26 protein-coding genes and 3 tRNA genes are annotated in these 24505 nt (G+C 63.9%); 18 read left to right on the forward strand and 11 right to left on the reverse strand.

Annotated elements, in window-relative coordinates; all coding sequences use genetic code 11:
- Position 1 precedes the first annotated feature (1 nt).
- The 3 genes from ACZL02_RS07830 (at position 2) to ACZL02_RS07840 (ending at position 2932) form a co-directional block, all read left to right on the forward strand.
- The gene (locus ACZL02_RS07830) at positions 2–1315 is read left to right on the forward strand and encodes an NtaA/DmoA family FMN-dependent monooxygenase (RefSeq protein WP_472938031.1); all 1314 of its coding nucleotides are present in this window, start codon (positions 2–4) and stop codon (positions 1313–1315) included.
- A 30-nt stretch (positions 1316–1345) separates the two neighbouring features.
- Positions 1346–1930: a flavin reductase gene (locus ACZL02_RS07835; RefSeq protein ID WP_472938032.1), complete on the forward strand. Its 585-nt coding sequence runs from the start codon at positions 1346–1348 to the stop codon at positions 1928–1930.
- A 645-nt stretch (positions 1931–2575) separates the two neighbouring features.
- Entirely contained in the window at positions 2576–2932 is a 357-nt protein-coding gene (locus ACZL02_RS07840; RefSeq protein ID WP_472938033.1) for a hypothetical protein, read from the forward strand.
- A gap of 354 nt (positions 2933–3286) precedes the next feature.
- On the opposite strand, the gene ACZL02_RS07845 is transcribed toward ACZL02_RS07840, so the two are convergent.
- Positions 3287–3360: transfer RNA gene (locus ACZL02_RS07845), tRNA-Cys, on the reverse strand.
- A 139-nt stretch (positions 3361–3499) separates the two neighbouring features.
- Complete coding sequence (locus ACZL02_RS07850) at positions 3500–3838, reverse strand: hypothetical protein (RefSeq protein WP_472938034.1); 339 nt, start codon at positions 3836–3838, stop codon at positions 3500–3502.
- Between the two features lie 198 nt (positions 3839–4036).
- On the opposite strand from ACZL02_RS07850, the gene ACZL02_RS07855 reads away from it, so the two are divergent.
- From ACZL02_RS07855 to ACZL02_RS07885, 7 genes are all read left to right on the forward strand, one after another.
- A tRNA-Asn gene (locus ACZL02_RS07855) sits at positions 4037–4112 on the forward strand.
- 222 nt (positions 4113–4334) lie between these two features.
- Positions 4335–5783, forward strand: coding sequence for a cryptochrome/photolyase family protein (locus tag ACZL02_RS07860; RefSeq protein ID WP_472938035.1), 1449 nt, complete (start codon positions 4335–4337; stop codon positions 5781–5783).
- A gap of 137 nt (positions 5784–5920) precedes the next feature.
- Positions 5921–6958, forward strand: a complete 1038-nt coding sequence (locus ACZL02_RS07865) for a cysteine synthase A (RefSeq protein WP_472938036.1) — start codon at positions 5921–5923, stop codon at positions 6956–6958.
- Between the two features lie 4 nt (positions 6959–6962).
- Entirely contained in the window at positions 6963–7691 is a 729-nt protein-coding gene (locus tag ACZL02_RS07870; RefSeq protein ID WP_472938037.1) for an alanyl-tRNA editing protein, read from the forward strand.
- A gap of 202 nt (positions 7692–7893) precedes the next feature.
- Positions 7894–8745 (forward strand): 3-mercaptopyruvate sulfurtransferase, encoded by an 852-nt coding sequence (sseA, locus tag ACZL02_RS07875; protein ID WP_472938038.1) that lies wholly within the window; start codon positions 7894–7896, stop codon positions 8743–8745.
- Positions 8742–9272, forward strand: coding sequence for a GNAT family N-acetyltransferase (locus ACZL02_RS07880; protein ID WP_472938039.1), 531 nt, complete (start codon positions 8742–8744; stop codon positions 9270–9272). The genes sseA and ACZL02_RS07880 overlap by 4 nt, the downstream gene beginning before the upstream one ends.
- Before the next feature lie 102 nt (positions 9273–9374).
- Entirely contained in the window at positions 9375–10352 is a 978-nt protein-coding gene (locus ACZL02_RS07885; RefSeq protein WP_472938040.1) for an alpha/beta hydrolase, read from the forward strand.
- A gap of 54 nt (positions 10353–10406) precedes the next feature.
- On the opposite strand, the gene ilvA is transcribed toward ACZL02_RS07885, so the two are convergent.
- A complete protein-coding gene (ilvA, locus tag ACZL02_RS07890; protein ID WP_472938041.1) occupies positions 10407–11666 on the reverse strand; it encodes a threonine ammonia-lyase IlvA in 1260 nt (419 codons plus the stop codon).
- Between the two features lie 362 nt (positions 11667–12028).
- On the opposite strand from ilvA, the gene ACZL02_RS07895 reads away from it, so the two are divergent.
- Positions 12029–12517: a cupin domain-containing protein gene (locus ACZL02_RS07895; RefSeq protein ID WP_472938042.1), complete on the forward strand. Its 489-nt coding sequence runs from the start codon at positions 12029–12031 to the stop codon at positions 12515–12517.
- A 3-nt stretch (positions 12518–12520) separates the two neighbouring features.
- On the opposite strand, the gene ade is transcribed toward ACZL02_RS07895, so the two are convergent.
- Positions 12521–14317, reverse strand: coding sequence for an adenine deaminase (gene ade / locus ACZL02_RS07900; RefSeq protein WP_472938043.1), 1797 nt, complete (start codon positions 14315–14317; stop codon positions 12521–12523).
- 245 nt (positions 14318–14562) lie between these two features.
- On the opposite strand from ade, the gene ACZL02_RS07905 reads away from it, so the two are divergent.
- Positions 14563–14874, forward strand: coding sequence for a hypothetical protein (locus tag ACZL02_RS07905; RefSeq protein WP_472938044.1), 312 nt, complete (start codon positions 14563–14565; stop codon positions 14872–14874).
- 157 nt (positions 14875–15031) lie between these two features.
- Here the strand turns inward: ACZL02_RS07905 and ACZL02_RS07910 are convergent, their stop codons facing one another.
- Entirely contained in the window at positions 15032–15640 is a 609-nt protein-coding gene (locus tag ACZL02_RS07910) for an NAD(P)-dependent oxidoreductase (RefSeq protein ID WP_472938045.1), read from the reverse strand.
- 214 nt (positions 15641–15854) lie between these two features.
- Between ACZL02_RS07910 and ACZL02_RS07915 the strand changes: the two genes are divergently transcribed.
- Both ACZL02_RS07915 and ACZL02_RS07920 read left to right on the forward strand, forming a co-directional pair.
- Entirely contained in the window at positions 15855–16232 is a 378-nt protein-coding gene (locus tag ACZL02_RS07915) for a winged helix-turn-helix transcriptional regulator (RefSeq protein WP_472938046.1), read from the forward strand.
- 77 nt (positions 16233–16309) lie between these two features.
- Positions 16310–16394 (forward strand) — tRNA-Leu (locus ACZL02_RS07920).
- Between the two features lie 229 nt (positions 16395–16623).
- Here the strand turns inward: ACZL02_RS07920 and ACZL02_RS07925 are convergent.
- Positions 16624–16917, reverse strand: coding sequence for a hypothetical protein (locus ACZL02_RS07925; RefSeq protein WP_472938047.1), 294 nt, complete (start codon positions 16915–16917; stop codon positions 16624–16626).
- An 89-nt stretch (positions 16918–17006) separates the two neighbouring features.
- Between ACZL02_RS07925 and ACZL02_RS07930 the strand changes: the two genes are divergently transcribed.
- The 3 genes from ACZL02_RS07930 to ACZL02_RS07940 all read left to right on the forward strand — a co-directional run bounded on the left by ACZL02_RS07930 (position 17007) and on the right by ACZL02_RS07940 (position 19211).
- Entirely contained in the window at positions 17007–17336 is a 330-nt protein-coding gene (locus tag ACZL02_RS07930) for a helix-turn-helix domain-containing protein (RefSeq protein WP_472938048.1), read from the forward strand.
- Positions 17337–17500: 164 nt separating this feature from the next.
- A complete protein-coding gene (locus ACZL02_RS07935; RefSeq protein ID WP_472938049.1) occupies positions 17501–17641 on the forward strand; it encodes a hypothetical protein in 141 nt (46 codons plus the stop codon).
- 226 nt (positions 17642–17867) lie between these two features.
- Entirely contained in the window at positions 17868–19211 is a 1344-nt protein-coding gene (locus tag ACZL02_RS07940; protein WP_472938050.1) for a hypothetical protein, read from the forward strand.
- 630 nt (positions 19212–19841) lie between these two features.
- Here the strand turns inward: ACZL02_RS07940 and ACZL02_RS07945 are convergent.
- Positions 19842–20681, reverse strand: coding sequence for a hypothetical protein (locus tag ACZL02_RS07945; RefSeq protein ID WP_472938051.1), 840 nt, complete (start codon positions 20679–20681; stop codon positions 19842–19844).
- A gap of 71 nt (positions 20682–20752) precedes the next feature.
- On the opposite strand from ACZL02_RS07945, the gene ACZL02_RS07950 reads away from it, so the two are divergent.
- Positions 20753–21337 (forward strand): hypothetical protein, encoded by a 585-nt coding sequence (locus tag ACZL02_RS07950; protein WP_472938052.1) that lies wholly within the window; start codon positions 20753–20755, stop codon positions 21335–21337.
- A 212-nt stretch (positions 21338–21549) separates the two neighbouring features.
- Here the strand turns inward: ACZL02_RS07950 and ACZL02_RS07955 are convergent, their stop codons facing one another.
- From ACZL02_RS07955 to ACZL02_RS07970, 4 genes are read right to left on the reverse strand one after another with little or no spacing between them, the layout of a single operon-like run.
- Positions 21550–21987 carry a phage tail assembly chaperone gene (locus ACZL02_RS07955; protein ID WP_472938053.1) on the reverse strand — a complete coding sequence of 146 codons (438 nt, stop codon included), beginning with the start codon at positions 21985–21987 and terminating at the stop codon, positions 21550–21552.
- A gap of 11 nt (positions 21988–21998) precedes the next feature.
- Positions 21999–23642, reverse strand: coding sequence for a tape measure protein (locus ACZL02_RS07960; protein WP_472938154.1), 1644 nt, complete (start codon positions 23640–23642; stop codon positions 21999–22001).
- Positions 23643–23651: 9 nt separating this feature from the next.
- On the reverse strand, positions 23652–23969 hold the full coding sequence (locus tag ACZL02_RS07965; protein ID WP_472938054.1) for a hypothetical protein: 318 nt from the start codon (positions 23967–23969) through the stop codon (positions 23652–23654).
- Between the two features lie 25 nt (positions 23970–23994).
- Positions 23995–24444: an HK97-gp10 family putative phage morphogenesis protein gene (locus tag ACZL02_RS07970; RefSeq protein ID WP_472938055.1), complete on the reverse strand. Its 450-nt coding sequence runs from the start codon at positions 24442–24444 to the stop codon at positions 23995–23997.
- Positions 24445–24505 lie beyond the last annotated feature (61 nt).

The following is a 24505-nucleotide window of genomic DNA, read 5'->3' on the forward strand; positions in this document are numbered from 1 at the left end:
CATGACCGACAAGCGCTTCCACCTTGCCTGGTTCATGAACTTCACGCCGGACGAGTGGCGCGAGCCCTTCGGCCAGGGCGGTCTGCCCTGGGACGGCGCGTTCTACGTCGAGATGGCGCAGACGCTGGAGCGCGCCTGCTTCGACTACATCATGATCGAGGACAAGCTGATGGTGCCGCAGAGCTATGGCGGCTCGACCGAGGCGGCGTTGAGGCTCGGCATGATGGTGCCGAAGCACGACCCGGTGCCGCTGGCGGTGGCGATGGGCATGGCGACCTCGAAGCTCGGCATCGTCGCCACCATGTCGACGCTCGCCTACCCGCCCTTCCTGATGGCGCGCCTTTCCTCCACCATCGACAGCCTGACCAAGGGCCGCTTCGGCTGGAACATCGTCACCTCCGCCGAGGACCTCGCCGCCCAGAATTTTGGCCTCGACAAGCTGCCGCTGCGCGAGACCCGCTACGAGATGGCGGACGAGTACATGGAGGTGATGGGCAAGCTGTTCTCCAGCTGGGAGCCCGGTGCGGTCGTGCTCGACCGCGACGCCGGCGTCTATGCCGACCACACCAAGGTCCACACGATCGACCACGTCGGCAAGCACTTCAAGGTGCGCGGGCCGCTGAACACCGTGCCCTCGCCGCAGGGCCGCCCGGTCTACGTGCAGGCCGGCGCCTCGCCGCGCGGCCGCGACTTTGCCGCGCGGCACGCCGATTCCATCATTTCGGTCGCCTCGGGCGTCGAGAGCATGAAGGCGTTCCGCGCCGACCTGCGCGCCCGGGCCGCTGCGATGGGCCGCGACCCCGACGAGATCAAGGTGCTGTTCTGCGTCACCCCGACCGTCGGCGAGACCGAGAAGGACGCGCACGAGCGGCACGCGCGCCAGATCAACGCGCCGAACTTCATCATCGACATCCTCGCCTCGCTCTCGGCGATCACCGAGATCGACTTCGCGCAGTTCGATCTCGACAAGCCGCTGCCGGGAAAACTCGTCACCAACGGCGAATCGGGGACGCTCGACAAGTTCCAGCAGTGGGGCAGCGGCAAGACCTTGCGCGAGCTGGTGGTCGACGGGGCCGGCGGCGTCGTCTCTTCGGTGGAGCTGATCGGCACGCCCGACCAGGTGGCCGTCCGGATGGGCGAGGTGATGGAGGAGGTCGGCGGCGACGGCTTCCTGATTACGACGCCTGTGCTGCGCGTCAGCCGGCGCTATCTCGTGGAGATCGCCGACGGACTGGTGCCCGCGCTGCAAAAGCGTGGCCTTGTTCGCTCGCATTATTCGCACGACATGCTGCGCGACAATCTGCGGGCATTCTAAACGCTGCCGACAGAGGCTATGGACGACACGATGACCTTGATTGCGCCCTTCATCCTGCCCGGCACGTCCGTGATCGCCGATGCCCCGACGACGGCGGAGGCCATGGGCCTGCTCGAACGCCCGGTGGTGGAGCAGAAGGCCTATCGCGACGCCATGGCGAGCGTCGCTGCCGCGGTGCACATCATTACCACGGCCGGACCGAGCGGCCCCGCCGGCTTCACCGCGACGGCTGTGAGCAGCGTCACCGACCAGCCGCCGACGCTGCTCGTCTGCGTCAAGCGGGAGAGCTCGGTCGGGGCCGCCTTCCAGGCGAATGGCGCGCTCTGCGTCAACACGCTGACATCGACCCAGGAAAGACTGTCGAACCTGTTCGGCGGCAAGACGCCGATGGCGGAGCGCTTCGCCGAGGCGGAATGGACGACGGCAGTGACCGGCTCACCGGTGCTGACGGGTGCGCTGACCACCTTCGACTGCCGGATTGCGAGCGCGGTCGATATCGGCACCCATGCCGTGCTGTTCTGCGAGGTTCTCGCGATCGTCGAGGGACCATCCGGTGACGGCCTCGTCTATGCCGGCCGCCGCTATGCCGCCGTCGCGGCGCGCGCGGAGAGTTGAGCCGCCAGCCCAGGTCGCTTCCGCGGCCTGTCGGGAGGCTCTCGGGCGTGGAGATGGGCGCCGACCCGAAGCCGGTGCCGGCGGTACTGTGGCGCTGGTGCGGCACCGGCGCCGCGGGAACGTAGCTGCGGCAGCGGCGTCCGCCTCCATGCAGCGCACCGACAACCCAGTCACAGCCGGTATCTAGTGCTCGAGCTTGCGGCGCAAGATTGCGACTGCCAGCCGCCGCAGCGAGTCAGGTCGATAGCGCGGGTGTAACGCACACGGCTCACCCTCGAACGCCTCCGACAAAGTCGGCGACGCGGGTTCCGAAGGCGCCCGCTTTGCCAACCCAAAGCCCCGCTCGCGCATCGACTTTCTAAACGCTGAAGTGACGAAGCGAAACGTGCGCGCTTGAGAGGCTGAAGCCATCCGGCGCGGGGCGCTCATGCGTATTGGAGAGATGGACTCAACGATAAGTCGCTAAGCCGTCGGCACGGTTCCGCAAGGGGTAGCGCCGTCACATCCGATATCACTTTAGTTTCAAGGCGATCCGCGCATCGGAGACTGTCTTCGGCGGAACGCAGGGCCGCGTCAACCCTTACTTAACCGATCCGCAAGACGGAGTGACCCGGCCTCTAGGCCGGCACAGCAAAGGTTAATCCGATGAAGAAGTTCATGATCGCCGCCGGTATCTCGATGATCGCCACCGCCGCTTTCGCCCAGTCCCCGGCCCCGGCCAATAGCAACTACAACGCCACCACGCAGCCGAACGGCGTGACCTCGTCGACCACCGCAGGCCAGGGCACCGGTGCCGGCGCCGACATGGCGAAGAAGCCGATGATGGGCACCGACGCGATGTCGACCGGCAGCATGACCCCGGACGTCAACGCCAACACGCAGCCGAAGGGCGCCGGCCTCACCGCGGGCGGCAACAGCAACGCCTCCACCGACGTCAACGGCGTTTCGTCCTCGACCTCCGGCGGCCAGGGCACCGGCGCCGGCGCCGATATGGCCAAGTAAGCCTAAGCCGCAGTCATCGAGAAGCGCTCCGCCTCACGGCGGGGCCTTTTTTCGTTTGTGCCGACAGTCGCCGAAGCCGGCCCCTGGAGGCGACCCCGCAGGGATGTCTGCTCAACCTAAACCTTGCATGCGGCAAGGCGCGCCAAGGGATTAGATCGGACGCGCAGTTGCAAAGCCCGAAGACGAAGCCGAAACTCCTTCTGCTTCCGGGCACAAGAGAGACGGCGCCGGCGTTAGTCAAACCCAGCACTAGCGCGAACGCTGCGACCTTCAGACGAGCCGAACCCGTCATCAGGAGAAGCGAAGCTTACTCGCCTGACTGCCGCGATCTTCTCTGAAAGCTAGAAAAAAGGGTGGAGGCCTCGCCCGGAATCGAACCGGGATGCAAGGATTTGCAGTCCTCTGCGTAACCACTCCGCCACGAGGCCTCACCGGCGCTGTACCTACTGCGACATCCCGGCCGGCGCAAGAGGTTCTGCGGTGACGGCTGAAACATTGCGCCGTTGACGGCGGCGGCTGCGAGGCCGCGCGCTTGCGGATGTAGGTAACTGCCCTGGGATTCCTCGGCTAGGTATTGTGCTCGTCCGTGCTGACGGCCGGATCCGTGCCGGTGGCGGCAGCGACGCGGGCGGCCTTGGCGAGGCGGCGGCGCTGGCGCCAGCGGTTCCAGCGGACATCGTGGCGGCGGCGCCAGCGGCGCACGAGCGCGATGTCGATCGACAGGACGAGGAGGCCGAGCGGAAGCATCCAAAGGCCGAGCACCGGCAAGAACCACAGGAAGCCGCCGAGACAGAACAGGATCCCGATGGCCACCCGCCCCATCCGGGATCCCGGAAGCGCGAAGTCGCGACCGAAGATCTCGAGCCGGTGTCCCCGGAGCCGGAAGAATCGTCTCTCGGTTGCCATTCCCATTCCCTCCGGCCGCCGATTTGCCGACCGGCCGGTCAACAGGCGCGCCGCTCTGTCGGTTCCGCAACACGCAGAACGCCCGAAAAACCACAGGCTAACCGCCGGTTTGGGGATAAATGTGAAATTCTTGCCGATACGGCTTTGCAAGAGCGGATTCGTCTTGCTATAGGCTGCCTCGCGTTGACGACGCACTGTTCCCCGATAGCTCAGTTGGTAGAGCGCGCGACTGTTAATCGCTAGGTCGTAGGTTCGAGTCCTACTCGGGGAGCCACTTCTTTCAGACTTCAAACAATCCGTTAAGGGCGTGCCCGACGCTCTGCTGCGGTATGACCTCTGCGGTATGGCGACGGGTTTCGGTGGAAACGGCTGTCAGCCCATCACGATGCTGGCTATGGGTATCGGCGCTGGCTATGGGTATCGGCAAACCGCCAGGGCCCCCGGCGGGCCGGTCACGGTCGCGCGGGCGCCTGGCCGAAATCCGGACGGTGCCGACATGACCACATCCCCTTCCCCGATCGTCGTCTGGCTGCGCTACGACCTTCGCCTCCTGGACAACCCGGCGCTGGGCGATGCCGCCGAGAGCGGTCGTCCAGTGGTCGTCCTCTATGTGCTCGACGAGGAGAGCGAAGGTGTCCGCCCGCTCGGCGCGGCGCATCATTGGTGGCTGCACCACTCGCTCGCTTCGCTCGCCAAGGACCTTGCCGGCATCGGCGGGAAGCTGATCCTGCGGCGAGGCGCGGCCGGCAAGGTCGTGCCGGACGTCATCGCCGAGACCAAGGCGACCGGGCTCTGGTTCAACCGGCGCTACGACCAGGGCGGCGACGCGCTGGACGACGGAATCGCCGAATCGCTGCCGGAGGACGTCGAGGTGCAGCGCTTCCGCGCCAACCTGCTGCATGATCCGAAAGCCGTGCAGACCAAGACCGGCGGCTTCTACCGCGTCTACACGCCGTTCTGGCGCAACCTGTCGCAATCGGGTGAGCCGCGCGACCCCATCGACGCGCCGAAGAAGCTTCTGGCGCCGAAACACCAGCCGAAATCCGATGACCTCGACGCCTGGAAGCTGCTGCCGGTGAAGCCGGACTGGTCGGGCGGCATGGCGGCGGACTGGGTGCCCGGCGAGGCGGCGGCGCTCGAGCGGTTCGACGAGTTCTGCGAAGACCTTCTCGACGACTATCACAATGGCCGCGAGCGACCGGCCGACGACGCGACGTCGCGGATGTCGCCGCGGCTGCGCTTCGGCGAGATCTCCCCGTTCACGCTCTGGCACCGGGCGACGGAAGCGGCGCGGCGCCGCAAGGGCGTGCCCGACAAGGCGATCGAGACCTTCCAGAAGGAACTGGTCTGGCGCGAGTTCAACTATCACCTGCTCTACCATTTCGGCGCGCTCGCGACCCAGAACTTCAACCCGCGGTTCGACAAGTTCCCCTGGCGCAAGTCGGCATCCGACCTGAAGGCCTGGCAGAGGGGCCTGACCGGCTATCCCATCGTCGATGCGGCGATGCGCCAGCTCTGGCAGACCGGCTGGATGCACAACCGGATGCGGATGATCGTCGGATCGTTTCTCACCAAAGACCTTCTGATCGACTGGCAAGAGGGCGAGCGCTGGTTCTGGGACACGCTGGTCGACGGCGACATCGCCAGCAACACCTCGCAATGGCAGTGGATCGGCGGTTCGGGCGCCGACGCGCAGCCGTTCTTCCGGATCTTCAACCCGGTGGCGCAGGGACAGAAGTTCGACAGCGCCGGCGTCTACATCCGCCGCTACGTGCCGGAGCTTGCAAAGCTCTCCGACAAGGACATCCACGCGCCCTGGACGCTGAGCGCCTCGGTGCTGAAAAAGGCCGGCGTGACGCTCGGCGAGACCTATCCCGAGCCGATCGTCGACCATGCCGGCGCGCGTCAGCGGGCACTCGAGGCCTACCAGTCGACGCGGGCGTAGCACCGCATTCTGCTGCAGACGCCTGGAGCGGTCGTGAAAACCCTGTGCCGGCAGCCATTTGCCGGCCCGCCGCCTTGCCTTGAACCGGCCCGGGCCATAGGTTCCGGGCCGACCCGTCAGCAACAGGCCGCATCTCCATGTCCCGACACCTCAACGTCCTCGACGCCATCGGCAACACGCCGCTGATCCGGCTGAAGCGCGCCTCCGAAGAGACCGGCTGCGAGATCTACGGCAAGGCCGAGTTCATGAACCCCGGCCAGTCGGTAAAGGACCGCGCCGGCCTGTTCATCATCCGCGACGCCGAGGAGAAGGGGCTGATCGCCCCCGGCGGGCTGATCGTCGAGGGCACCGCCGGCAATACCGGCATCGGCCTCGCGCTCGTCGCCAATGCGCTCGGCTATCGCACCGTCATCGTCATCCCGGACACCCAGAGCCAGGAGAAGAAGGACGCGCTGCGGCTGATGGGCGCCGAGCTGATCGAGGTGCCGGCGGTACCCTACCGCAACCCCAACAACTACGTAAAACTCTCCGGCCGTCTTGCCGAGCAGCTGGCGAAGAGCCATCCGGCGGGCGCGATCTGGGCGAACCAGTTCGACAACACGGCCAACCGTGATGGCCATGTCGTGACCACGGCGGAGGAGATCTGGCAGGCGACGGGCGGTGAGATCGACGGCTTCATCTGCGCCGTCGGCACCGGCGGCACGCTCGCGGGCACCGCGATGGGGCTGAAGCGGCACTCCGGCCACATCAAGATCGGCATCGCCGACCCGATGGGCGCATCGCTTTACAGCTACTATACCTCCGGCGAGTTGAAGGCCGAGGGATCGTCGATCACCGAGGGCATCGGCCAAGGCCGCATCACCGCCAATCTCGAGGGATTTGCGCCGGACTTCGCCTACCAGGTGCCGGATGACGAGGCGCTGCGGATCGTCTTCGACCTGATCGGCGAGGAAGGTCTCTGCCTCGGCGGCTCGTCCGGCATCAACATCGCCGGCGCTATCCGCATGGCCAAGGAGATGGGACCGGGGCACACCATCGTCACCATCCTCTGCGACTACGGCAACCGCTACCAGTCGAAGCTGTTCAACCCGGAATTCCTGCGCTCCAAGGGCTTGCCGACGCCCGGCTGGCTGGAGCCGCACGCGCCGGAATTCGACATGCCCTACGAGGCTTGAGCCGGTGGAAACCGAACAGGTCTACCAGGACGACGCCTACCGCGCCGAGTTGACGGCGACGCTGCTGCGGATCGAGGACGGCCTGGTCTTCGACCGCGTCAACTTCTTCGCCAGCGGCGGCGGCCAGCCGGGCGATACCGGCGTCATCGAGATGGCGGACGGGCGCGAGATCGCCATCGTCGACACCGCCTACACTCCCGACCGGTCCGCAATCCGGCTGATCCCGGCGGAGGATGCGTCCCTCCCATCCGTCGGCGACACCATGACGCTGAAGCTCGACTGGGAAAGACGTCACCGGCTGATGCGGATGCACACCGCCTGCCATCTGCTCACGGTCGCTTGCCCCTACCCCGTCACCGGCGCGGCCGTGGGCGAGACGGAGAGCCGGATCGACTTCGACATTCCCGATGCCGAGGCAGACAAGGCGGCCGTCACCGCAGCGCTGATGGCGCTGATCGACGCGAACCATCCCGTCTTCACCCGCTGGATCACCGATGCCGAGCTCGACGCCGATCCCGGGCTGATCAAGTCCGCCAACGTCAAGCCGCCGCGCGGCAGCGGGCGGATTCGCCTCGTCTGCATCGGCCCGGACGGAATCGTGGACGCCCAGCCTTGCGGCGGGACGCACGTCGCGAAGACCGGCGAGATCGGCGCGGTGCATGTCGGCAAGATCGAGAAGAAGGGCAAGGCGAACCGGCGGTTCCGGCTGCGCTTCGGGCCCCTGCCCGCCTGAGAGCTGGCGCTCCATACACTAGCCGGTAGCAGCCGGGCCGGTTGCGATGACACCGCCGGAAAGCCTCGCCCAAGGGCAGACGAAGAGAAATTTTCGTTGCGACGTTGCAAGGCTTGATCCCGGCGGTCAAGCGGACCAGTTGCTGTCAGATCGATCTCCCGGGACGCGAATCAGCGCCCGGGCAACGGCCGGAGTTGATGTCATGACCAGTCCGCTTCTCATCTCGCCCGAAGCGCTCGCGCCGCTGCTCGGCCGTCCCGGCGTCTCGGTGGTCGACGCATCCTGGTATCTGCCGGCGCAAGGACGCGCGGCTTTGGCGGAATTCGAGGCGGAACACGTTCCCGGCGCGGTCTTCTTCGACCAGGACGCCGTGGTCGATCCGGCCTCAAGCCTGCCGCACACGCTGCCGTCGGCGGAGATTTTCGCCCGCGCGGCCGGCGCGCTCGGCATCGCCGAGACGGACACCATCGTCGTCTACGACGGTCTCGGCCTGTTCTCCGCCCCGCGGGTCTGGTGGATGCTGAGGACGTTCGGCGCCCGCGACGTGCGCTTGCTCGACGGCGGCCTGCCAGCCTGGAAAGCCGCGGGACTGCCGACCGAGGCGGGCACGGCACGGCCGGCGCAGAAGACGTTCGTCGCCACCTTCGATGCCAATGCAGTCGCAACGCTTTCTGATATGCGCGGCCATGTCGCGGCGGGCGATGCGGCCATCCTGGACGCGCGCCCGGCCGAGCGGTTCGCCGGGCTGGTGCCCGAGCCGCGCGCCGGCGTCCGCTCCGGTCACATGCCGGGGGCGACGTCCCTGCCTTTCGGACAGCTCGCCGATAACGGCCGGCTGCGCTCGCCGGAGGAGTTGCGGCAGATCTTCGAGAAGGCCGGCATCGACCTCGACGGGCCCGTTGTCACTTCCTGCGGGTCGGGGGTCACCGCTGCGGCGATCAGCCTCGCCCTTGCCGCCGTCGGCAAGACGGATGCCAAGCTCTACGACGGGTCGTGGACGGAATGGGGCGGCCTTTCCGACACACCGGTCGCCACGTCGGGTGGGGCTGCATGAACTTGGTCCGCCTGCTGGAGACCCGGGTCACCCAGTTCGAGATGCGCTCGCAACCTCGGTTCCGGGTGGCAGCGCCGGATGGCGGCTTGTCGCTGGTGCTTGCCGAGGCGAAGCAGATCCCACCCTCGTTCTACGCCTATCTCTACGACCGGGTCGGCCGCGATCATCACTGGACCTCGCGGCTTCTGCCGGAGAAGCGGCTCGCGGCCGAGATCCACCAGGCCGGCATCGCCGTGCACGTGCTTTATGCCGACGGCGCGCCGGCCGGCTGGTTCGAGCTCGACTGGGCGCGCAAGCAAGGCGAGACGCGGCTGGTGCATTTCGGCATCCTGCCGGAGTTCCGCGGCCGCGGTCTTGCGCGCTATCTCCTGTCCGAAGCGCTGGCTGCCGGGTTCGCCATCGGCAACCGGGTGATGACGCTCGAGACCAACACGCTCGACCACCCAAGGGCGCTGCAGCTTTACGAGGAGGCCGGCTTCATCGCGGTGAGCATGCGCGTGGTGTCGACGCGGGCCATCGACGGCTGAGGCGCCGCGCCGGCCGCGCCGCGCCGCGGCCGCAAACCGACCCTACAAAGCACTGCCGAAAAAGCCTAAGACAGCCCGTCTGCTTTCCGATCTGGACCAAACGTGATCCTTCGCCTCAGCCTCATCCTTATTTTCCTCATCGTCCTCACCGGCGCCGCCGCCTGGGTTCTTGGCCCGCGCGAGCCGGCGGACCTTTCGGTGACCTTCGACCCCGCCACCATCGGGACCGATCCCGACGCCTATCTCGCGCGGACCGAGGCGGATGTGCCGAACCTTCGGGCGGCCGATGCCAAGGAGATCGTCTGGGCCTATCCCGCCTCGCGCGCCAAGACGCCGCTCGCCATCGTCTACATCCACGGCTTTTCCGCCGCGAAGGAAGAAATGCGGCCGCTGGCCGACGAGGTAGCCCAAAAGCTCGGCGCGAACCTCTTCTACACCCGGCTCTCCGGCCACGGCCGCGATGGCGTCGCGCTGGCCCGCACCAGCGTCAACGAGTGGATGAACGATCTCGCCGAAGCCATCGCCATTGGGCGGACGATCGGCGAGCGGGTCGTCGTCGTCGCCAGTTCGACCGGCGGGACGCTCTCGACGCTCGGCGCGAGCCGGCCGGGGCTGATGGATGGCGTTGCCGGCCTCGTCATGCTGTCGCCGAACTACGCGCTGCTCGACCGCTACGCGTTTCTGCTCGACTGGCCTTTCGCGCGCGATTTCGGGCCGTGGCTGATCGGCGAGGAGCGCAGCTTTACGCCGCTGAACGAGGCGCAGGCCGCGCATTGGACGACCCGTTACCCCTCGACCGCGCTCCTGCCCCTGGGGGCGCTGCTGCGGGCGACCCGCGGCGTCGATGTCAGCCAGCTGACGATTCCGGCGTTCTTCCTCTATTCGCCGGCGGACCAGGTGGTCGATCCCTTGGCGACCGAAAGCGTCGCGGCAAGATGGGGCGGGCCGCATCAGGTGCTGCAGGTGCCGGTGACCGGCGATCCCGCCAACCACGTGCTGGCGGGGCGCATTATGTCACCCGGCACGACCGACGAGCTGGCCACCCGGATCGCAGAGTGGATCGGCAAACTCCCGAAGTAAGGAAGGTTCAGCCCGCGACCGTTCACGGCCGCGGACATGGCCCTGCGACATTCGTTAGATCAGAAGGTCGGCGATCACCTGGTTGTCGGTGATGTCCTCGTAGCGGATGCCGTTCGCCTGGAAGCGCTCGAAGATGTGCTCGAAATTCGCGGCGTTCTTGGTCTCGATGCCCAGCAGGATCGAGCCAAAGTCGCGCGCCGACTTCTTCAGGTATTCGAAGCGAGCGATGTCGTCCTCCGGTCCCAGCAGCGCCAGGAAGTCGCGCAGCGCGCCGGGGCGCTGAGCGAGCCGGAGGATGAAGTACTTCTTCAGCCCCTCGAAGCGCAGCGCCCGCTCCTTGACGTCCGGCAGCCGCTCGAAGTCGAAGTTCGAGCCGGAAACGACGAGCACCACGGTCTTGCCCCGGACCTCCTCGCGCAGCACGTTCAGCGCATCGATCGCCAGCGCGCCGGCGGGCTCCATGACAATGCCCTCGATGTTCAGCATCTCCAGCATGGTCTGGCAGAGCCGGCCCTCGGGCGACAGCACCACCTGATCCGGCCTTGCATGGCGCAGCGTCTCGAACGGGATGCGGCCGATCTCGGCGACCGCGGCGCCGTCGACGAAGCCGTCGAGCTGCGGCAGCTTGACCAACTCGCCGCGGCTGAGGCTGGTGTGAAGGCTCGGCGCGCCCTTTGGCTCGACGTAGCGGATATCCGGATGCGGCCCGGCGGAACCTGCGAGGTACCGGGTGACGCCGGAGGCGAGGCCGCCGCCGCCGACCGGGAGGATCACCATGTCGGCGGTCTCCTCGCCCAGTTGCGCGACGAACTCGCGCGCGACGCTCGCCTGTCCCTCGATGATGTCCTCATGGTCGAACGGCGGCACGAGGGCGGCGCCGGAGGAGGCCGAATAAGCCTTCGCGGCCGCATAGCAATCGTCGAAATAGTCGCCGACCAGCTCGATCTCGATCGCATCGCCGCCGAAGATCCTGGTCTTCTGGATCTTCTGCTGCGGCGTCGTCACCGGCATGAAGATGCGGCCCTTGAGGCCGAAGAACCGGCAAGCGAAGGCGAAGCCCTGCGCGTGGTTGCCGGCGGACGCGCAGCAGAAGGCGGTCGCGGTCGAGCCCGACGCGATGTGCTTACGCATGAAGTTGAAGGCGCCGCGGATCTTGTAGGAGCGGACCGGCGTCAGGTCCTCGCGCTTCAGGAAGATGCGCGCGCCGTATTTCGCCGAGAGATGCTCGTTCAGCTGTAGCGGGGTCGCCGGAAACAGCTGGCGGATCGCCTGCTCGGCCGCGGCGACGCGGGACTGGAAATCAGTGTCGGACATAAGGATATCTTGATCTGGGGAGGCTCGCTCCCGGAAAGGGCCGCCGGGCAAAATGCCCGTCGCGCGGAAGAGGCGGTCAGCGGACGTGACGCGCCGTGCACCGGTCGCACCGAGGGGTCAGGACTGCCGCGGCAGTTTCACGTGCCGGAGCGGTCGGTCGCCTAACGTGCGCCGGCGCCGATAATCAGGGGCATGGCTCCGCAAATCGATGTCGTGAATGCCATCTATGCCCCTTTCCCCGCACGCGTTGCCGTTGCGGCTAGCCATCGGCCAAGTCGGCGGAATTGTAAAGGTGGCCGTCAGTGCCAATTGCCGGTCTAGTAGCGGACGAAACCGGCAAACGAAATTGTCTGGAGAAACCCATGATACCCGCCATAACTCTTGCCGACCTACCGCTGGAACACTGGACGCGCGGCGAACGCTACGAGGCGTCCAATCTGTCCTTTGGCCAGCGGCTTGGCCTGACAAAGCTCGGCATTCGCATGAACGTCGTGCCGCCAGGCAAGAGTGGCTGCCCCTTCCACAACCACTTTTGCGAGGAAGAGCTCTTCATCATTCTCGAGGGTGAAGGTACGTATCGCTTCGGCGAAGAAGAGCGGCCAATCCAGGCCGGCGATGTGCTCGGGGCGCCGGCCGGTGGGAAAGAAACAGCGCACCAGATCATCAACACCGGCACTCTACCGTTGCGGTATATCGGGCTGTCAAATCAAGCCGTTGCCGACGTCTGCGAATATCCCGATTCAGGAAAGTTCCTATCGACGGCGCGGCTCCTGGGCGGAAGTCGCTTTCGCCATCTTGGGCGACCGGAGGGAGAGGTCGAGGACTACTGGGACGGGGAGCCCGGCGCCTGACGATCACACGAAGAGATCGACGATCTCGAACGTGTCGACGTCGACGAGGCCCTTGTCGGAGATGCGCAAGGACGGGATCACCACCAGCGCCAAGAGGGAATGCTGCATGTACGCGTTGTTGAGGGTGCAGCCGGCGTCGCGCATGGCCTGGAGCAGGCGGTCGGCCTTGTCGGCGACGATCTCGGCGCGCTCGTTCGACATCAGGCCGGCGATCGGCATCTCGACCATCGCCTTCTCCTCGCCATCCGCGAAGAATGTCACGCCGCCGCCGACGTCGCCGAGGCGGTTGGCGGCGAGTGCCATCTGGGTCCGGTCGGTGCCGACGACGATCATGTGGTGGCTGTCGTGCGCCACCGTCGAGGCGAGCGCGCACGCGCCGGTGTAGCCGAAGCCGGAGACGAAGGCGTTGGTCACCGCGCCGCTCGCCCGGTGGCGTTCGACGAGTGCGATGTGGGCGACGCCCTGGCGCTCGTCGGCCTCGACCAGACCGTTCGAAATCGGCAGCGTCGCGGTCAGCGCCTTCGTCGGTGCCTGGTTCTCGACGACGCCGATGACGCGGACGGTCGCGGCATTGGCACCCTCCGGCGCGGTGACCGCGAAATCGGCAGCCTCGAGTCGCTTGCCGAGCTTCACCGTCGACTTGGCCGAGGCGGGATAGGGATAGGCCGGCAGGTCGATCAGCAGCCGGCCCGCCTCCGCCACATGCACACCGCGCGCATAAACCGCGTCGATCGAGAGCGCAGCGAGGTCTGAGACGAGGAGGAAGTCGGCGCGGCGGCCGGGGGCGATGGAGCCGATCTCGCGGGCGAGGCCGAAATGCTCGGCGGTGTTCAACGTCGCCATCTGGATGGCTGTGACGGGCTTCAGGCCCTGCTGGATGGCGTGGCGGACGACGCGGTCCATGTGGCCGTCATGGATCAGCGTGCCGGAATGGCAGTCGTCGGTGCAGAGGATGAAGTGGCGGGGGTCGAGGCCCATCTCGGTGACCGCGCGAACCTGCGTCGCGACGTCGTACCAGGCTGAGCCGAGCCGCAGCATCGCCTTCATGCCCTGGCGCACGCGGGCGGCGGCATCCTCCATGCGGGTGCCTTCGTGGTCGTCTTCGGCTCCGCCTGCGACGTAGCCGTGGAAGGCGCGACCGAGGTCGGGCGAGGCAAAATGGCCGCCGACGGTCTTGCCCGCCCGGCGCGTCGCGGCGATGGCGCCGGTCATCACCGGGTCGTTGGCGGCGACGCCCGGAAAATTCATGACCTCGCCGAGGCCTATGATGCCCGGCCAGGCCATCGCCTCGGCGATCTCGGCGGCACCCAGCTCCGCGCCGCCTTCCTCCAGCCCCGGCGCCGAGGGCACGCAGGATGGCATCTGCGTCCAGACGTTGACCGGCTGCACCAGCGCCTCGTCGTGCATCAGCTTGACGCCGGCAAGGCCGAGGACGTTGGCAATCTCGTGCGGGTCGATGAACATCGACGTCGTGCCGTGCGGGATGACCGCGCGGCAGAACTCGGTGACGGTGATCATGCCGCTCTCGACATGCATGTGCGCGTCGCAAAGGCCGGGCACGAGATAGCGGCCGGCCGCGTCGACCACCACGGTATCAGGACCGATGGCGTGGCCGGCGTCGGGCCCGCAATAGGCGAAGCGCCCGTCCTTCACCGCGATGTCCGTCGCCGGCAGGCACTCGCCGGAATGGACGTTCACCCAGATGCCGTTTCGCACGACGAGATCGGCGGGGGCGCGGCCCATGGCGACGTCGACGAGAGCGGGTGCGGCGGTCTCGAACGGGCTGAGGGCAATCGGCATCAAAGGCTTTCCAGGAGATTCAGAGGAAGCGCCAATGTCGGCTTTCCCGCCGCGGTGGGCAAGCCTGCGTCCTTTGGGCGCAGACCGGGCGAGCGGACTGACCCGGCCGCTCAAGCTCGCGGCGTTGCGGCTCAAACACTTGCCATCCTTTCTGAACGCAGGATGAAGGGATCCTTTGGCTGCGGTTCACGGTTGGTCGGCTCTACTCAGTTGTCGAAGAGCACGACACCGGAAGGAAACAGACTATGAAGAAGATCATTCTCGCCACCGTCGCCCTGGTTCTCGCCTCCGCCGTTCCGACGCTGGCCCAGAGCGCGCGCAGCGAATACCGCGAGCACCGCCAGGAGCACCGCATCGGCCGGAGTATCGCCCGGGGTGAGCTGACGCCGGCCGAGACCCGCAAGCTCGTGCGCCAGCAGCGCCGGATCGACCGGACCAAGGCGCGCGCCGGCCGGGATGGCTACGTCTCCCGCCGCGAGCGTCGCCAGGTTGAGCGCATGCAGGACCGGGCTTCCCGCAACATCTACCGCAAGTCGAACAACTACCGCCGCTACTGAGCCGGCGTTAGGCGACAGCCGCTTTGAATGCGAAGGGTCCGGGAAGCCGGACCCTTTTTTCATGGCGATTACCGGTAGCACGGCAGCGCGCTGCGGAGCGCACTGACGAAATCTTCGTCGTTGTCGCGAGGGGAGATCCTTGCCCCCCGCGCTGGACCTAGTAGCCGACGGTGAAGCGCTGGCGTGAGTGCTGCGGCGTCTCGATCTCGTCGACGAGGGCGATGGCATAGTCCTCGAAGGAGATGCTGCTGCCCTCCGCGGTGGAGAGGAGAGTGTCCGTGCCGAGCCGGAAAGCCCCGGTCCGCTCGCCCGGCACGAACATCGCCGCGGGCGAGAGGTAGATCCAGTCGAGGTCCGGCTCGACCCTCAGCGCGTCGAGGAACGCCGCGCCCTTCGTCGCCTCCGCCTTGTAGGCATCCGGAAAGCCCGGCTGGTCGACCAGCCGCTGCCCCGGCGCCACCTCGAGACTGCCGGCGCCGCCGACGACAAGGTAGCGCGGCACGCCCGACTGCTTCACCGCCGAGATGAGAATATCGGGATCGGTGACGAGGAAGTGGACGGAACTCACCACGGCGTCATGCCCTGCGATCAGTTGGGCGAGCGCGGGTCCGTCGTTGGCGTCGCCGGCAACCGCCGTGACGCCCTTCAGCGCCGCGATCTTCGAAGGGTTGCGGGCGATGGCGGTGACCTGATGGCTGCGGTCGGAGAGTTCCTGCAGGATGCGCGCGCCGGCATTGCCGCTGGCGCCGATCAGGGCGATCTTCATGGGAGTTTCCTCTGCTGCTGTCCGGCCAGGGCCGGTTCAGGATTTCATCCAGGATGAAATTTCATCCTCGGTTCAGTCCGTGCTATCTGCCGTCTGCCGACGGGCGGCGCAAGAAGGCACAGCCGTGGTGCTCGGTCATCGCGGTGTGACCGGCCGGCCCACCCTGAGAATGGAACGGCCGCCGATCCGGCGAACGGGCCGCCGAGGAGACGACATGACCCCTGCCCCTGCCATCGACCCATCGGAGGGCGAGCCTTGCCCGATCCGCGGCGTGCTCGACCGGATCGGCGACCAGTGGAGCGTCCTGGTGCTGCTGTCGCTCGCCGATGGAACGCGGCGCTTTAACGAGTTGAAGCGCGGGATCGGCGACGTCTCGCAGCACATGCTGACCCGCACCCTGAAGCGGCTCGAGCAGGACGGCCTGGTGACGCGGACGATGTTTCCGGTGATTCCGCCGCGCGTCGACTACGCGCTGACGCCGCTCGGCCAGTCGCTGCTGGTGCCGCTGCGCGGCCTCGTCGCCTGGGCGGAGGACCATCACGACCTCATCCGCTCGGCCCGGCGGGCACAGGCGAACCGCACCGCCGGCTGAGCTTTCGCGCCGGCGATGCGGCTTTTGCGGCCGCGCGACTTTGCAATCGGTCGCGCCTCGCTTACGAGGGGAGCCGTGCGGACGTGGCGGAATTGGTATACGCAGCAGACTTAAAATCTGTCGCCCTCGGGATTACGGGTTCAAGTCCCGTCGTCCGCACCATCAAGAAGATCAATATCATCAGATGGTTAGTCAATCGCGGTGGAAAGCTATCGGTCGGCTGAAGATCTTATGTCCGCACTGTGTCCGCATTTCGAGCACGCTTCGCTGCAATGGAATCGCTTAGGCCGGGCCTCCGGCGTCACCCATGCCGCTGCCGCCGAGCAGCGGTTGGCCAAGATCATCAGGACGAGAGACACGCCAGCGCGAATAATCAGGGGGATCGGCGGGATCATGCCTGCCTCCAATGATTTGAGGCAACGTTGTGGAGCAGCGTGTGCCGAGCGTCCAGTTCCCGAAGAGCTTCGAATAGCTCGTCAATGAGAAAGCCAATGGCCTTCGGCGCGTATGACGCTGGCGTCCACCCTTCGCAATGCTGCATGTCGTCCGCCAGAAGCATGAGCGCCATCGACAGCTGATAAGCCCGACTGATTGGCGTTGCGATCTCTTCAAAGGCGTTGCGATAATGACTTGCGGGGTCGACAAGCATACCTTCGGCGGTGGCCCGGTTGGGGTCGTTCTTCATCACGGTGACTCCAATGGTGATAAACTCACCATTAACGATATGATTATAGCCGGTTTGATGTCAACCTTATTTGGTGATAAAGTCACCAGATGAAAGCAATTCAGTGTCGAATGGGCCGGGCCGCACTCGGATGGAGCACTCAGGAACTCGCCGCGAAAGCGGGTGTTGGCGGCAATACCGTCAACAGGTTCGAGGCCGGTCAAGATGCTCGTGTCAGCAGCGTAGATAAAATGATGGTGGCGATGGAATCGGCTGGCGTCATGTTCATTCCGGAGAATGCCGCGTCGCAGTCTGGCGGGGCCGGCATTCGCCTCAAGACCGGCGAGACACTTCCAACATCATCTCCAAAGCGCCAATCGCAGGATAGCGACAATGATGATGCCCAGGTCGATGATCAACGCCACAGCGTGAACGACTAGATGGGCCTACCCTCGAAGCCGCGGGCGTCATCTTCATAGCCGAGAACGGCGAGGGACCCGGGTGCGGTTGAGGAAGAGCGGCACTGAAAAAGCACGAGGCCGAGGCGGCGATCCGACATCTAGCCCATCGCTGGCGCAAAGAGTCTGGGCTTAGTGCGGACGAGATGCCGAGCTTCTCCGATTTTCAGACTTGGCTGAAGGCGAACAGTTGCGAAGGCTACCTCGACTTCCGTTCGGTGATGGGCGCTTTGAGTGAGGTCGAGCGCTGGTTCGATGACGAGCTCGGCCAGAGTTGGCGGAACTGAATAGCTACGGCTGGACCCCGGCAAATCCGTGCGACATGGCTGCGACACGACGGCTGATGCAGAAGCCCAGGATTGCGCTTGAAATCGGCAAAATTGCTGTCTCGGCAGGACAATCGTCGGCTTGGTAATTGTTAATTTTCTATCTCCGCACTTGCATTCGGCTGTGAGAATCGGTTGACGGCGTGCAAGGTCTCTTCCGGCGCCAAGTCGCAGATATGGGATCAGCATGACCGCAGAGATTGCCATTTTGAATAAGTCTGCTGTAGCGCTTGCAACGGATAGCGCTGTTACGGTTTCATCCGGTAGCAGAAGTCACAAGATGTTCGACAGTGGCGATAAGCTGTTTGAATTGAGTGACCGGTGCCCAATAGGCGTGATGATCAACAACGCGATGGACTTTGTTGGAATTCCGATTTCTTCCCTCATACGTAAATTTCGATCTGAGGGTAAAACCTTTGCCAGAATCGAAATAGCTGCGGATAATTTTTTAAATTTCTTGAACGCGGAAGGCGAAAAAGCGCCAGAGGCGATTAAGGATGACTATGTAGTTAGCATTACTCGTTTTTTTGCAGAAGCAATCAGCGAGCGAGTGAAGGATCAGTGGTCCAATAACCTAGAGAAGAATCTAGAAGGGGTAGAGAAGTCGACTGATGTTGGTGAATACATCAGACTCAAAATGATAGAAATATGGGAGCATCAGCTTTCGGTTTTTGAGAATAGAGTGCGGCGGATAAAGACTGCGGAGTTTGTTGGTTTAACTGAGCCGCCTGTATTGACCGACCATTATCGGAAATTGCTGGCCGGTGAATTGCTAGAACTGACTGTCCCTGATGAATTTGTCGAGCGCGCAATCAATAACGTTATTTATCCCTATATCGTTGGTTCGTCGTTTGCTGATAGTCACTCAGGTATAATTGTTGCCGGCTTTGGTACTGATGAACTTTTTCCGACTCTTGTTTCTATCAAGATCGAAGGTATGGTATTAGGGGCATTAAAGTTTATTAGGGAAGAGGCAGTTGATATCGATCGGGAAGGCCGGAGGTCCGCTGTCATACCGTTTGCTCAGAGAGACATGGTCGACCGCTTTATTTATGGGTTTGACCAGCAAATCCAGAATGACATTTTTGGTTACTGCGACCAAAATTTGTCTGAGTTCAAACGTGGAATTGTCGAGCTGATCGAATTCGATGGTGACGATGACCGAGCGGGTTTCGAGGATAACTGGCAAGCGCTGCAGGATCAGTTTCTGGAGTCCCTCAAACGCGATGCGTTTGAGGCTGTCATTGGCAAAACCCAAGCGCTCGTCGAGGAAATGGTTGAGTTCATGCCAAAGCCGGAATTGGCCCGTATGGCCGAGGCACTCATTGAAGTGACATCCCTGAAGAGACGCGTGACTCAAGGCATGGAAACGGTGGCGGCCCCAATCGACGTTGCGGTTATTTCGCAGTCGGAGGGGTTCGTGTGGGTGAAACGTAAACACTATTTTGACCCTAGTCTGAACCCAAGATACGCATCGCGTGTTGCGGATCAGATGAGGGCTAACAGCACCGGAGGAGAGACCAGTGTATGATATCAAAAATCGACACTACGTTCACGACGAGCCAGGTCTGAACATTCCTGGCCTGACCCCAAAGAAAATTTCCCCAGAGATGCAAACCGCAATCGAACGTGGGAAAGCTAAGCTGCGATCGGTCAGACCGTCGTCGGAAAAAAAGCTAGGAACTGCACTGAAGGGTACCGCAAGGGCCTCTGCCCCTCTCAGCGGTGATTGACGAATGGCGCCGTCGTGAGGGCGATCTCAATCTACGTCCTCACGCCAGCACCCTGAAGAGCTGCGGCCCTTGGCGAACTGAAGGTTGAGTACGTCAACATGAAAAAGGCTGAGGCAGAATACCTGATCATCGCAGAGCTACGGAAAAGGCTGCCGGAGATCCCCTACCCAGGGTTGGATGGGGGGATGCTGTATTTCAATCAGCTGTCCCAAGAACGGCCAGACCTTTTTATGTTCAGTACCTCTGGCGACAAATGGCAAGTTGTCCATGGGTGGATGCTGCGGCATCGTCTCGTTACCAACTAGCGGTCATTGCAACGCAGCTCGCAACTATCCGCCAACTAGCTTGTCCGTCAAATAACAGCATTGCTACGACCATTAGCATGGCTGCGGCGCTATTCGTCGTCGACTGTCGTTCGCATAGACCATCTACCGAATTGTTGCGGATGAAGAAACAGCAGCAACTGGCGGGGCTATTCCGGCCATCTGTGTTTTTGCCAGCACTGAAGGCAGCGACAGAAGTGAACCGATCACGCCCGCAACCATTGCCGCCATCGCAGCACGTTGAGCGATCTCGAAATTAGAGCCGTTGCGCTCCATTCGATTGCGATTGTTGGTTATCTTTTCATCGTAGTTCGCGCATTGCTCGGCAATGCCGTCTTCAAGACTTTTCCCATTATCTAAGTCGTCGGCCCAGGTGCCCGGTCGACCGCCTGCAAAATCGAACGGGATGGGACGGGCAGAGTGAACTGCAAAGCCTGCGGAAACCAAGAGCAGGAAGGCGACCACGGCGCAGACGGTGGCCAGAGCCCAGCTTGCGTTCTGCCCGACAAGCAGGCTGTAAGCCGCGCCAACTGAAACTGCCGCCAGCGCAGTAAGAAAGCCTGCGACAGAGTTCGCTCTCTGATCTGCTGCAATCGCCGCGGTAAGTTGAGCATTGAGATGCACTTCCGCTTCGCGCATAATCTCCTGCACGGTTTTGGCATCCGCCACTTTAAGCCGGCCTGTCAGAGAAGCTTTATTCATGCATCCGAACCTTGAGACATATCTGCAGCCGAAACCGACAGAGACCGGGAAGAAGAGCACAGGCAGTACCGTAACCCGTAAGCCGGTAAACGAAGAGAGGGCCAGCACCCCGAAAAAACCCGCGCCTACCCCGCCGGCGAAGAAGCCGAAGAAATAGTAGAGGTCGGCGCCGTCCGCTTCGGGCAAATTCCGCCTGCCACTTGCAGAGGATCGTGTCGCCAATTTCGGCCAGACGATCGGCAACGCCCTTAACTGCTCTCACAATTTTGACGCCGACCCATACATGGGCATGTTCGTCAGTCCTAAAGCTGGCCTTGGAGACGGGCAACCTCAAGGACGGCATAAGGGATGACGCCGTCTTGTGGCGAATGGCAACCTTTGCGAGAGTGCGCTCCACCGGCGCCGAGCCGATCCGCTGCGATGAGGTTACCATGCGAGTTCTATGCGCAATCGCCATTCTCGGTCTGGCTGGTGGCCTGCCGGCATTCGCTGCAACCGATGCGGAAATGAGCGCCTGTCGAGCCGAAGCGGACAGCCTGAAACGGCTCGGATGCTACGACGACTTGGCGGATGGCAAGGTCGCAGCCGCGACAGGTTCAAAGGCCGCTGGCTCTTACCGGCAGATCAAGCTTGATGACTTTCGTGTCGACCTGAAGTCGATGGGGAGCGAAAAGGTAGAGGTTGCCGGCTCTCTCATGATTATGGGCGAAATTGCGATGCTCAGTGCTGGTCAGATGGATTTCAGCCCGGTTTACGTGCAGATCGAACACCTGCCGCGGGAACAGCGTCTTGCTTTGCTGAAGCGATGTTCCAGCGGGTGTCGCACGGTGGTGAAAGGCGTAATCGACAGCGTCTTTGTCGGGATGGGAATTGTCGCTGAAGACGTCGCCTTCCGGTAGGTCACGAGGTCATGCGCGCGCTGCCTCGTTTTCCTGATGTGCTCGCTCTTCCATAGCGGCGCGAAGGTCGAGAGCTTCATTTGCATCAGCCACGTCCATAAGCGTCACCCACTCCTTGAGATCGCGGTGGCTGTGGATTGGAGGATCCGCTAGGACCGGCCTCCACAGCCACCCGGACAGGTTTGGAGCGATGACGCCTACCTCGTCTGCGCTTAAGCCGCCGCCGCCGGCCTTCGGGCTCCACCGCCCGTTACTGCGGCGAAAAAATCCCCGAAGATGCTCCCCAGGACGAAGACCGCGACCTGATAGGCGTCGAGGAGTGACGATGCGTCGAAGTCGACATCGAAGATGATCCGGCGATATCGGTTGCCGTCCATGATCTCGGCCATCTCGACAACTTCGACGATGAGGGCTTGGATTTCCTCTGGCTCCACCTTGGCGAAGATGGAAGATGCTGCTGCCATCAGGGCTTGAGCAGCGCGAACCTTCTGAGCCTCGCCGGACCCCTCGGATGCTCCTGCAAGGATCGTTGGGAGCTGATCGACGCCGGCTCCGAAAACCTTTGCGAGACGCATCTGCAGGGATATCGATTTGGTCGCAAGAACCGCGCCGATGCTGTAGACGCGGCCGTTGATATTTCGTTCTGACATGGTGGTTCTCCTTAGTGGGATGCGGACGCCACGACGGCGGCGCGTTCTGGGACGGCTGATTTTCCAAGGTTAGCAAAGCGGGCAGCAATCGCTTTGCCCACGGCTGCGGGTGCATCGACGGCCTGGCTCACGGAGACGCTTACCGGCGCGCTGATGTTGTTTGTGACGGGGTAGGCTCGGTTGTCGCTGGTCGTGACCGTGGCGTTCAGCGAAGCTGCGGCGGCAGATGGCTGCAGCTTGGCGAAGTTCGCGAATCCGTTCTGGATCTCTGCAACCAGGTCGGCGCCGGAGACGTCTGGACGGATACTGCCGAAGCGGTTCATGAACCCGGCGAATTGTTCGCGAAGGGAAAGCATGGAGTCTCGCTCGGCTTCCGCCTTCGAAGGCATGGGCTGTCGCGTGTAGGTCCTCGCAGTTTCTTCCTTTGTCGCCCCGGAGCCGAGAAGCCCCGCCTCGCGGTCTCCGGGCATGATCGGCGACAGCGGGTCTTTCTTGCCGGACCCAGCACCGGCTGGGACAGTCGACGCGAGTAGCGCTCCGGTTGCCACAGCTCCCACTATACCGGCTGTCGCGACAGCACCCGCACCGGCTGCGGTGCCAGCCGTTACGGCTGCGCCCTCTGCCACCGCTCCGGTCGCGCCGGCGGCCGCCGCCCCCCATTTGATTCCGGCGAGCGCCCCGAGCATTTTAACAACAGCACCAGCGCCCTTCAGGATGATTAGCGCCCCCGATAGTTGCCGCAATGCGGAGGCAAAGAGGCTGATGCCGACAGCTCCGGCCGCGAGCCACCCGGCCGCTTGTGCAATTTGGCCGAGCACGGTCGCCACTTGGCCAGGTTCTGCCCCCAAAAACTTTGCGACGCTGTCGATGAAGCCACCGATGACGCTGTCGCCGCCGGCCATGTACGTCAGCCAGTCATTGACCGCGAGCGCGGCGGCCGCGAGCATGCTGGTGACCGGAAAGAGCGCGACAGCAAGGACGCCCAGGGCCGCGGCGAACGGTTTCAGCTTCTCGCTCCAGCCGCCTTGCTCCCAGAGCTGGCCGATCGTCTCGATGTTGCCCTTGAGCTGCCGGGCCATCTCGACGACGCCGTTCGATACACCTTCGAAAGCCCAGGAGAGGTTTTTCGACCAGCGGTCGAGCGTGCCGTTGGCATCCAGCGTAGCGATGTACTCCAGGAGATCGCCGAGCTTGCCCTTCACGGTGTCGAAGAAGCCGCCGGCGCCGATCCGCCGCTTGAAGTCCTCCCAGCTGTCGCCGAGGTTGCTCATCAGGCCGCCCCAGGTCTTGGACTGCCGGATCATGGCGCCGGCGAAGCGACCCTCGAGATTGTTCTTGATCCAGCCGGTGACAGCCGAGCCGGTCTTTTTGACCGTCTCCCGAACCGTCTTGCCGTCCTTCTGAAACTGGAAGGTGACCTCCTCGCCCTTCTGGCTGGCCACGATGCCGAACTCGCGCATCCGCTCGAACTGGAACGAGGCAGCATCAGCGAACATCTCGACGGCGGAGTTCAGCGGCTTGTTCATGGCCGAGGCGGCGTTGCCGAGTGTCTCGAGCGTGCCATCGGCGGCGTCGAGGCCATAGGATCGGAGCTTCGTGAAAGACTCGACCACGCCGGCGAGATCGTAGGGCGTGCGTTTGGCGAAGCCGGAGATCCAGTCGAGTTATTGCTTGGCCTTCTCCGACGAGCCTTCGATCGTCGTCAACGCGGCTTCGAAGCCCTCCCACTGCGCCGAGGCTTCGATGACGCCCTTGCCGAGAGCTGCCCCGCCAGCGCCGGCAATTGCTGCAAATCCGAGAACAGCTCGCGAGGCGATCTTTGTAATCTGGTCGCCGAAGTTGGCAACATGCGTTGTGACGGCGGCCGCGGCGGCCTGCGCCTTCTTCGCGGTCGTGTCGAGATCCCGCTGGAACTGCGCAGCGTCTGCCTTGCCCTCGTATTTGTAGGTGAAAACGGAGATCAGCTCGTCGACGGTGGTCATGCAGCGATCCTTTCTTTCTCAGACATCACTCGTCCTCAATCCGATACGTCACAGCCCGGTGCATCTTCCCACCATCGATCAGCGTCCGGGCATGACCCTTCTGCTTCACCGTAGATGGCGCGTTGGCCGGCGCCATGCTGCTTTCGATCTGCGCCTTAATGTCGTCGCGGGCTTTCCAGCCTATGCGGCGCAGTGCGGTGCTAAGCAGCATCTCGCCGCGGAGGATCTTGCGCGCGTCGGCGCGGCGGAGCTCGTTGTAGCCGGGCCGGTTCTCGCGCAGCGCGGTCCGCATAAAGGGGCGCTCTGGAATGCGGCTTGTGCCGAACTCGTTGTAGGTGGCCCGGGCGATGATTTCCGGATCGGTCATGCCGGCGATGAAACCGACCTTGACCTTCATCGGCCCGCTACTGGACTTCAGGACCCGCCGCACGATGGCAGAGGCCCCGCCCTTGCGAATGATTTTGGCCGAGATCATCAGCCGCCCTCCAGAAGCGCTAGGTCGTCGTTCGGGGTGGTCGATCCCATCGGAAGTGCCG

Source organism: Mesocryomonas fontinalis (assembly GCF_055730125.2).

Bases quoted from the DNA above. Each gene is read 5' to 3' on its own strand.
- ACZL02_RS07925 (WP_472938047.1), bottom strand. From the start codon at position 16,917: ATGAAGAACGACCCCAACCGGGCCACCGCCGAAGGTATGCTTGTCGAC.
- ACZL02_RS07895 (WP_472938042.1), top strand. From the start codon at position 12,029: ATGATACCCGCCATAACTCTTGCCGACCTACCGCTGGAACACTGGACG.
- ACZL02_RS07835 (WP_472938032.1), top strand. From the start codon at position 1,346: ATGACCTTGATTGCGCCCTTCATCCTGCCCGGCACGTCCGTGATCGCC.
- ACZL02_RS07935 (WP_472938049.1), top strand. From the start codon at position 17,501: ATGCCGAGCTTCTCCGATTTTCAGACTTGGCTGAAGGCGAACAGTTGC.
- ACZL02_RS07860 (WP_472938035.1), top strand. From the start codon at position 4,335: ATGACCACATCCCCTTCCCCGATCGTCGTCTGGCTGCGCTACGACCTT.
- ACZL02_RS07905 (WP_472938044.1), top strand. From the start codon at position 14,563: ATGAAGAAGATCATTCTCGCCACCGTCGCCCTGGTTCTCGCCTCCGCC.
- ACZL02_RS07830 (WP_472938031.1), top strand. From the start codon at position 2: ATGACCGACAAGCGCTTCCACCTTGCCTGGTTCATGAACTTCACGCCG.
- ilvA (WP_472938041.1), bottom strand. From the start codon at position 11,666: ATGTCCGACACTGATTTCCAGTCCCGCGTCGCCGCGGCCGAGCAGGCG.
- sseA (WP_472938038.1), top strand. From the start codon at position 7,894: ATGACCAGTCCGCTTCTCATCTCGCCCGAAGCGCTCGCGCCGCTGCTC.
- ACZL02_RS07955 (WP_472938053.1), bottom strand. From the start codon at position 21,987: ATGTCAGAACGAAATATCAACGGCCGCGTCTACAGCATCGGCGCGGTT.
- ACZL02_RS07850 (WP_472938034.1), bottom strand. From the start codon at position 3,838: ATGGCAACCGAGAGACGATTCTTCCGGCTCCGGGGACACCGGCTCGAG.
- ACZL02_RS07865 (WP_472938036.1), top strand. From the start codon at position 5,921: ATGTCCCGACACCTCAACGTCCTCGACGCCATCGGCAACACGCCGCTG.
- ACZL02_RS07840 (WP_472938033.1), top strand. From the start codon at position 2,576: ATGAAGAAGTTCATGATCGCCGCCGGTATCTCGATGATCGCCACCGCC.
- ACZL02_RS07965 (WP_472938054.1), bottom strand. From the start codon at position 23,969: ATGACCACCGTCGACGAGCTGATCTCCGTTTTCACCTACAAATACGAG.
- ACZL02_RS07910 (WP_472938045.1), bottom strand. From the start codon at position 15,640: ATGAAGATCGCCCTGATCGGCGCCAGCGGCAATGCCGGCGCGCGCATC.
- ACZL02_RS07970 (WP_472938055.1), bottom strand. From the start codon at position 24,444: ATGATCTCGGCCAAAATCATTCGCAAGGGCGGGGCCTCTGCCATCGTG.
- ACZL02_RS07940 (WP_472938050.1), top strand. From the start codon at position 17,868: ATGACCGCAGAGATTGCCATTTTGAATAAGTCTGCTGTAGCGCTTGCA.
- ACZL02_RS07880 (WP_472938039.1), top strand. From the start codon at position 8,742: ATGAACTTGGTCCGCCTGCTGGAGACCCGGGTCACCCAGTTCGAGATG.
- ACZL02_RS07930 (WP_472938048.1), top strand. From the start codon at position 17,007: ATGAAAGCAATTCAGTGTCGAATGGGCCGGGCCGCACTCGGATGGAGC.
- ade (WP_472938043.1), bottom strand. From the start codon at position 14,317: ATGCCGATTGCCCTCAGCCCGTTCGAGACCGCCGCACCCGCTCTCGTC.
- ACZL02_RS07915 (WP_472938046.1), top strand. From the start codon at position 15,855: ATGACCCCTGCCCCTGCCATCGACCCATCGGAGGGCGAGCCTTGCCCG.